This is a genomic window from Aeromonas sp. 61P (assembly GCF_051919545.1).
Classification (GTDB): Bacteria; Pseudomonadota; Gammaproteobacteria; order Enterobacterales; family Aeromonadaceae; genus Aeromonas; species Aeromonas veronii.
In genome coordinates, this window is the sequence record NZ_JBQBEL010000001.1 from 1,647,918 (window position 1) to 1,655,000 (window position 7,083).

Consider the following 7,083-nt stretch of genomic DNA (forward strand, 5'->3'; position numbering starts at 1 on the left):
GTCTAAATGGCTGTCGCCGTTTCGTTATCCTCAGATGATTCAGGAGTTCAGATATGGATATTCGCACCGCTCCCCGCGCCATCGCGCTCGCCCTCATGCTGGCAAGCGGCATCGCCGCCGCCAACGAAGCGCTGGTGATCCAGACCGATTTCGGCCTCAAAGATGGCGCCGTGTCGGCCATGAAGGGGGTTGCCTTCGGGGTGGATCGCACCCTGCCGCTCTATGACCTGACCCACGAGATCCCGGCTTACAACATCTGGGAAGCCTCCTACCGCCTCTACCAGACCCTGCAGTATTGGCCCAAGGGCACCGTGTTTGTCAGCGTGGTTGATCCCGGTGTCGGCACCGAGCGCAAGTCAGTGGTCCTCAAGACCAGGAGCGGCCACTACATCGTGACTCCGGACAACGGCACCCTGACCCTGGTGGCCGAACACTTCGGCATCGAGGCGGTACGCCAGATCGATGAGAAGCTCAACCGCCTCAAGGGCTCCGAGAAGTCCTACACCTTCCACGGCCGCGATGTGTATGCCTATACCGGCGCACGGCTCGCCTCCGGCGCTATCAGCTATGAGCAGGTCGGCCCGCTGCTGCCCGCCGAGGTGGTGAAGATCCCCTATCAGCCTGCGGTCGCCGAGAAGGATGGCACCCTCAAGGGCACCATCCCGATCCTCGATGTGCAGTACGGCAACGTCTGGACCAATATCGACGATGCCCTGCTGACCAAGGTGGGGATCAACAAGGGTGATAACGCCTGCATCAAGATCCGCGAAGGGGATGTAGTCAAATATGACGGCAAGGCCCCTTATGTCAGCAGCTTCGGCGATGTGCCGGAAGGTCAGCCGCTGGTCTACCTCAACAGTCTGCTGCAGGTGTCAGTGGCGCTGAACATGGACAGCTTTGCCGCCAAGCATCAGGTGCAATCCGGTGCCAACTGGCATATCAGCCTGAAGAAGTGCTCCTGAAGATTGTCGGGCTTTCGACAAGCGGGTTTGAAGCAAGAGAGGGCAGCCAAAGAGGCTGCCCTCTCTCATCGGGTGGTAAGGCGTTGCTGATAAGAAGTTGTTGTCAAAAAGCATATTAATTGAATGCAATTGATAATGATTGGCGTTTAGTTGGATAATCGCGCACTTGTCTGACCACCCAACCATACCGAATGAAAACCAGCCTTTTACTGCTCAGCCTGCTGGCTTTGACCGCATGCAATGACAATCACAGCAATACGTCGGTGACCCCCTCACCCGAGGTGACCCCGCCGGTCGTCAAGCCGACCGAACCGCCCATCACTCCGCCAATAGTACCGCCGGAAACTCATACCCGGGTTCCTCTGACCATTGAGGTCAATGTGGCCGATCGGTTGGGGGCGGGAGCACAGCTTGAGGTGAGACAGGTCGCCACCGGGATCCGCGTGCAGCAGGCCATCGAACCGGGCCAGCTTGTCAGCATCACTTTGCCAGCAGGTCTGCAACTGGATCAGCCGCTGGAGCTGCTCGCTAGTGACGAGGGTTATCTGCTGCGAGCGGTATCTGTGCGGGTGGCGGATCTCTCGGCCGGGATCACGCTGGCGCGCCGCAACAGCGTGCCGCGGCTGGGGTTGAACGAGGAGGAGACGGCGCTCTTCCTGCTGGCGGATCAGAGCGGGGATGGTTCCCTCAGTCAGGCCGAGTGGGGCAGGGTAGAGGAGATCCGCCTGCAACAACAGGCGGCTCTTCAGGATTATGCAGCTTTCCTGCTGGCCCAGCGTCAGCCGGGCGCCGTGCTCGACTATGCCGACAGCTGGCAGATGCTGTTGGCCCTGCGCGATGACAAGCAGGCGCGCAGCTGGTATCAGCGCAGCAACAGCGCCCAGATCCAGTCCGCCCGTATCCAGCTCTATCCCGCCAACCCCAGCCAGCCGGACGAGCCGGAGACGGCAGATCTGCTGCGCCTCGATGAGCAGGGGCAGCTGGTGGTGCGTGGCCCCTGGCAGTGCCTGCACGATGTGCGCACGGTCAGCGGGGTCAAGGGTAGCCAGTACTGGCTGTATGGCAGTGACACCAGTGCGTTGGCGGTTGCCAGCCAGCCACAACTGGCTGCGGGGCTGACCGCTTGCGGCCGCAGCGACTGGCGCCTGCCGACCCTCACCGAGTTCGAGAGATTGCTGAGCAGTGACAAGTCGGCATGGCGCTATCCCAATACCTTTGCTGTTGGCCTGCCCACCCAGATCTGGCTGCAGGATGGTGCGGGTCAACCCCGTCTCTATCAACTGGCGACCCGAATCTGGCTGGATGAGGGGGAGGGGAGTCTGCTTTGGTATGCGTTGGCACCCTATCCGGTGCGCCCCTCCGTGGTGCGCGACAGCAGCAAGCCGGACATGGCGGCCCTGCGCGCCCAATATAGCGGTTCATCGGCCCAATGGCCCGCCGCCCGGGTGGATGACGGGGTGGAATGGCAGGAGCTGGGGCCGCTGCCGGCGGTTCCCTTCCCGGCCGACAACCCCTATAGCCGGGCCAAGGTGGTGCTGGGTCAGCAGCTCTTTTTCGACAAGCAGCTCTCCAAGGGGCGGGACATCAGCTGTGCCAGTTGCCACGATCCGCAAAAGGGGTGGAGCGACGGCCTGAGCGTATCGGTCGGTCATCTGGGTCAGAAGGGCAATCGCAACGCCCCCTCCATCCTCAACAGCGCCTTCAGCTCGACCCAGTTCTGGGACGGGCGGGTCGCCACGCTGGAGGAGCAGTCGCTTCACCCGATCCAGAACCCCATCGAAATGGCGCTGAGTCATGACGAGCTGCTGGCCCGTTTGCAGGCCAGCCCCGGCTATCAGGCTGCTTTTGCCACTGCCTTTGGCGATCAGGGTATCACGCTGGAGCGGATCGCCAAGGCGATCGCCACCTTCGAGCGCACCATCATCAGCCGAGACAGCGATTTTGAGCGCTTCGTCAAAGGGGATAGTCAGGCACTCAGTGACAAGGCGCTGTGGGGGATGCACCTCTACCGCACCGATGGCCGCTGCATGAACTGCCACTCCGGCCCGCTGCTGAGTCAGCACGGGTTCGAGAGTGTGGGGCTCACTTATTACGGTCGTGGCAAGCTGGAAGATCGCGGGCGCTTCCTGCAGACCCGCAACAAGGCGGACATCGGTCGCTTCAAGACCCCCAGCTTGCGGGACGTCGCCTTTACCGGCCCCTATATGCACAACGGCATCTTCCCGATCCTGGCCCAACGTATCGGCGGTTCGGTGCAGGGGGTGGTGGCCATGTACAACTTTGGCGTGACCAAGTGGAGCAGCGGGGTCGGCTTCCCGACCGGTGCGGACCAATATGATCCCTTCTTCCCCAAAGCCTCCGATCACCTGCATGCCCTTGGCCTCAGCAATGACGAGCTCGATGCCATCGGCGAGTTTTTGCGCAGTGCTTCGGCCGAGCCGCGCCGCACTCCGGCCACGGTTGCCGAGCTGGGGGTGAGTGAGGCGGATGACCCGACTCCGGTGGGGGCTGTGATCACCGGATTGGCTGTGCTGCCTGCCCAGCCTCAGCTGGAAATGGGGCGGACGCTTCCTCTGCAACTGCAGTGGCAACTGAGCGATGGCTCTCTCGGCCCGCTCGATGGGCCTGTTGAGTGGCGCAGCGAACAGCCGGAGTTCGCCACCGTGAGTCCGCAGGGCGAGTTACGCGGTGTGGCGGTCGGTACGGCACGACTGGTGGCGACTACGGCTCGTCACACGTTGACCGTGACGGTGCAGGTGGTGGATGCCCAGCCCGATTTTGCCCGAGGCTGTCGTCAACCCGAGCTGGTGGCGGGCAAGCTGGCCTTTGTCTGCCAGCTGACCAGGGACGAGGCGGACCGTCTGTCCATCTCCTATGACGGTGTGAGCAGTGACAGTGATGGTGACTACAATCCCTTCCCGCTGGAGTATGTGACCATGGGGCAGGCGCGGGCGCGGGATTACTGCCAGCAGCTGGTGGCGCGCGGCCACGATGACTGGCGTCTGCCGACCCGGGCCGAGCTGGAGGTGCTGTTTGCCGCCTACAACAAGGATGGCGCAACGGATCAGTTGCTTCAGCAGCAGGGGTGGCCGCTCTACAACCGCTACTGGAGCAGCGATGCAACTGCCAATGACGGTGGTGAGCTGCCGTTGCTCGACCTGAGCACCGGCGACCTGTTGTGGGATCTGGCGGACGAGGCTCATGCCGCCACCTGCGTCAGGGCCATCTAGCCTTCATAGATAGTCAGATGAAAAACGGGCGCCTCGGCGCCCGTTTTGTTCTCTGGGAATACAGAGGGATCAGAACTCGTTGGAGAGCGCCTTGTACCCTTTGACCAGATCGATATTGGTGTGGGCCACGTCCTCGGAGAATTCGGCGGCATCCACCGAAACCCGCGGGAAATAGAGGGATCAGAACTCGTTGGAGAGCGCCTTGTACCCTTTGACCAGATCGATATTGGTGTGGGCCACGTCCTCGGAGAACTCGGCTGCATCCACTGAAACCCGTGGGATATGGGTCAGATCGCTCTGCTGGTTGATGCGGGTGGTGGAGGGGACGTAGAACTCCGGCGGCAGATCGCAGCCATCGATCACCGAGTTGTGACGCACCACGGCACCGTCACCGATATGGCAGTTGAACAGCACGCTGTTGAAGCCGATAAAGACCCGGTTTCCCACTTCGCACGGTCCGTGGACGATGGAGCGGTGGGCGATGGAGGTGTACTCGCCGATGGTGACGGCGGCGCCGGATTTGGAGTGGATCACCACGCCATCCTGGATATTGGAGTTGGCGCCGATGACGATGGGTTCCATATCTCCACTCTCATCCACCTCGTCGGCACGGATCACCGCATAGGGGCCGACAAAGACATTCTCTTTGATGATCACCTTGCCGCAGATGATGGCGGTCTTGTCGATATAGGCGGATTCGTCGATGACAGGCAGATGGCCGGAGGGATTCTTGCGGATCATGTTACATCCTGTGGTTGCTTGAAATGATGCGGTGGCGCACCCGGCGCCAGGATGCCAGCTTACGCCTCGTTAGTATCCGGTGAAACCCCGAAGTGGTCTGACCCTTGTCGCAAGCCTTGGCGGGACCACTGTTTCCGCGCACTGGAATATGGGAGCATTGCAGCCATTCCCGAGTTGGTTGAAATGGACATATATCGATGAAGAAGATGATTGCCCTGTTGGCGGGTGGTTTGTTGCTCTCCTCGGCCGTGCAGGCCAAAGGGGAGGCGGGGGAGTTTGACTATTACGCCATGGCGCTCTCCTGGTCGCCCGAGCACTGCGCCGTCAAACCGGCGGATCGGGACCAGTGTTCCCGCAAGCTGGGCTTTGTGCTGCATGGTCTTTGGCCCCAGTACGATCGCGGTTACCCCAGCAACTGCACTCGCGAACGGCTCGATCCCGATATGGAGAGCGAGTTTGCCGACCTCTACCCCAGCCGTTTCCTCTATCGCCATGAGTGGGAGAAGCACGGTACCTGCTCCGGCTTGAGCCAACAGGACTTCCATCAGCTGGCGAGCGATCTGCGCCAGAAGGTGAAGATCCCGGCGGCTTATCAATCCCCGGAAGAGCCGCTGCGCAAAAACAGTTTCCAGCTCAAGGCCGATCTGGCGAGCGCCAACGAGTGGCTGGCCCCCGACAACATCACGGTGGCTTGCGCCGATGGTGGCCGCTTCCTGCGGGAGATCTACATCTGCGTCAATAAAGAGGGGACGGATGCGGTCACCTGCTCCGCCGAGATGCAAAAGCGCGAGCGCCGCTCCTGCGGTCAGCCGGATTTCCTGCTGCGCAGCGTGCGTTAAGCCTTCATTCTCTTCATCAGGCCCCTTGCGGGCCTGATGTTTAACCACAGCTATCGGAAAGGAGTCTGACAGATGGATGGCAACAACCGGTTTAGCCCACAAGAGCGGGCCCTGCTGCTCGGGGTGAAAGGGGTAGGGCCGAGCGTTATCGGGCGGCTTGAACAGCTGGGCTACCATACCTTGGCCGGATTGGCCGAGGCCGACACCACCCATATCGTCCAGTTGGTGGCCAGCATGCTGGGCTCGACCTGTTGGCAGAACAGCCCGCAGGCGCGCAGTGCCATCGATGGCGCCATTGCGCTGGCCCGCGCCCATCTGGCGACGGATGCGACAAACGGGGTGAATGGATGAGCCTCTTTACCGAACTGGGGATGCGTTATCCCATCATTCAGGCGCCGATGGCCGGTGTGCAGGGAAGCGAGCTGGCGCTGGCCGTGACCCGTGCGGGCGGCTTGGGCTCCTTGCCTGCCGCCATGCTCACGCCAGCGGAGCTGCGCAGCGAACTGGAGCGACTTGCCCAAAGCGGCCTTGGGCCATTTAACATCAACTTCTTCTGCCATCGGCAACGGGAACCTGATCCCGTTGCTCTGGCCAGCTGGCAGCAGCGCCTTGCTCCCTACTATGCCGAGTTCGGCATACTTCCCCCAGCGGTCACGATGGCGCCAAGCCGTGCACCTTTCAATGAGGAGCATGCCGCCATGGTGACCGAGTTCAGACCTGCGGTGGTCAGCTTCCACTTTGGTTTGCCCGCGCCCGAGCTGCTTGTCCAAGTGAAAGCTGCGGGGGCCAAGGTATTTGCCAGTGCCACCACGGTGGCGGAGGCTATTTGGCTTGCTCAGCACGGTGCCGACGCCATCATCGCTCAGGGATTGGAGGCGGGCGGCCATCGCGGTCATTTCCTCTCCGATGATCTCGCCTTGCAGCAGAGCACCTTGACCCTGCTGGCGCAGATCCTCGCGGTGACCGATCTGCCGGTGATTGCCGCTGGCGGTATCGTCGATGACAAGGGGATCGCCAACGCGTTGGCAATGGGGGCGAGCGCCGTGCAGATGGGCACTGCTTTTCTCTGCTGCCATGAAGCGACCACCCCGGCGTTGCATCGCGCCGCCATCCATTCACCAGAGGGCCAGCAGACGGCACTGACCAATCTGTTCAGTGGACGTCCGGCGCGGGGGATCGTCAACCGTCTTATGAAAGAGCTGGGCCCGCTCTCGGATCTTGCCCCTCACTTCCCCTATGCCAGTGGCGCACTGGCCCCGCTGCGCGTCGCCGCCGAGAAGGCGGGGGATAGTGGCTTCTCTCCGCTCTGGG

Annotated in this window: 6 protein-coding genes and 1 pseudogene (1 of these 7 cut by a window edge); 5 read left to right on the top strand and 2 right to left on the bottom strand. The window is 61.9% G+C overall.

Annotated features, from left to right (window positions below; genetic code table 11):
• The first annotated feature begins 53 nt into the window (after positions 1-53).
• Positions 54-962 carry an SAM hydrolase/SAM-dependent halogenase family protein gene (locus ACTG2O_RS08045; protein ID WP_236298035.1) on the top strand — a complete coding sequence of 303 codons (909 nt, stop codon included), beginning with the start codon at positions 54-56 and terminating at the stop codon, positions 960-962.
• Positions 963-1,153: 191 nt separating this feature from the next.
• Positions 1,154-4,192 carry a cytochrome c peroxidase gene (locus ACTG2O_RS08050; protein WP_439975584.1) on the top strand — a complete coding sequence of 1,013 codons (3,039 nt, stop codon included), beginning with the start codon at positions 1,154-1,156 and terminating at the stop codon, positions 4,190-4,192.
• Positions 4,193-4,261: 69 nt separating this feature from the next.
• Here the strand turns inward: ACTG2O_RS08050 and ACTG2O_RS08055 are convergent.
• Together ACTG2O_RS08055 and ACTG2O_RS08060 are read right to left on the bottom strand one after the other, a co-directional pair.
• A pseudogene (locus tag ACTG2O_RS08055) lies at positions 4,262-4,360 on the bottom strand (carbonate dehydratase); the annotation flags it as partial.
• A 12-nt stretch (positions 4,361-4,372) separates the two neighbouring features.
• A complete protein-coding gene (locus ACTG2O_RS08060) occupies positions 4,373-4,933 on the bottom strand; it encodes a gamma carbonic anhydrase family protein (protein WP_005335471.1) in 561 nt (186 codons plus the stop codon).
• 197 nt (positions 4,934-5,130) lie between these two features.
• On the opposite strand from ACTG2O_RS08060, the gene ACTG2O_RS08065 reads away from it, so the two are divergent.
• The 3 genes from ACTG2O_RS08065 to ACTG2O_RS08075 form a co-directional block, all read left to right on the top strand.
• Complete coding sequence (locus ACTG2O_RS08065) at positions 5,131-5,772, top strand: ribonuclease T2 family protein (RefSeq protein ID WP_439975585.1); 642 nt, start codon at positions 5,131-5,133, stop codon at positions 5,770-5,772.
• Between the two features lie 72 nt (positions 5,773-5,844).
• Positions 5,845-6,123, top strand: a complete 279-nt coding sequence (locus tag ACTG2O_RS08070; RefSeq protein WP_439975586.1) for a helix-hairpin-helix domain-containing protein — start codon at positions 5,845-5,847, stop codon at positions 6,121-6,123.
• A protein-coding gene (locus tag ACTG2O_RS08075; RefSeq protein ID WP_439975587.1) for an NAD(P)H-dependent flavin oxidoreductase crosses the window boundary here: on the top strand, positions 6,120-7,083 show its 5' portion. 83 nt of this gene lie beyond the right edge of the window; 964 of the gene's 1,047 nt are visible here — the first part of the coding sequence; its start codon is at positions 6,120-6,122; its stop codon lies beyond the right edge, outside the window. Before ACTG2O_RS08070 ends, ACTG2O_RS08075 begins: the two co-directional genes overlap by 4 nt.

Coding starts and splice junctions, on each gene's coding strand:
- ACTG2O_RS08060 (WP_005335471.1), bottom strand. CDS start 4,933: ATGATCCGCAAGAATCCCTCCGGCCATCTGCCTGTCATCGACGAATCC.
- ACTG2O_RS08065 (WP_439975585.1), top strand. CDS start 5,131: ATGAAGAAGATGATTGCCCTGTTGGCGGGTGGTTTGTTGCTCTCCTCG.
- ACTG2O_RS08050 (WP_439975584.1), top strand. CDS start 1,154: ATGAAAACCAGCCTTTTACTGCTCAGCCTGCTGGCTTTGACCGCATGC.
- ACTG2O_RS08070 (WP_439975586.1), top strand. CDS start 5,845: ATGGATGGCAACAACCGGTTTAGCCCACAAGAGCGGGCCCTGCTGCTC.
- ACTG2O_RS08045 (WP_236298035.1), top strand. CDS start 54: ATGGATATTCGCACCGCTCCCCGCGCCATCGCGCTCGCCCTCATGCTG.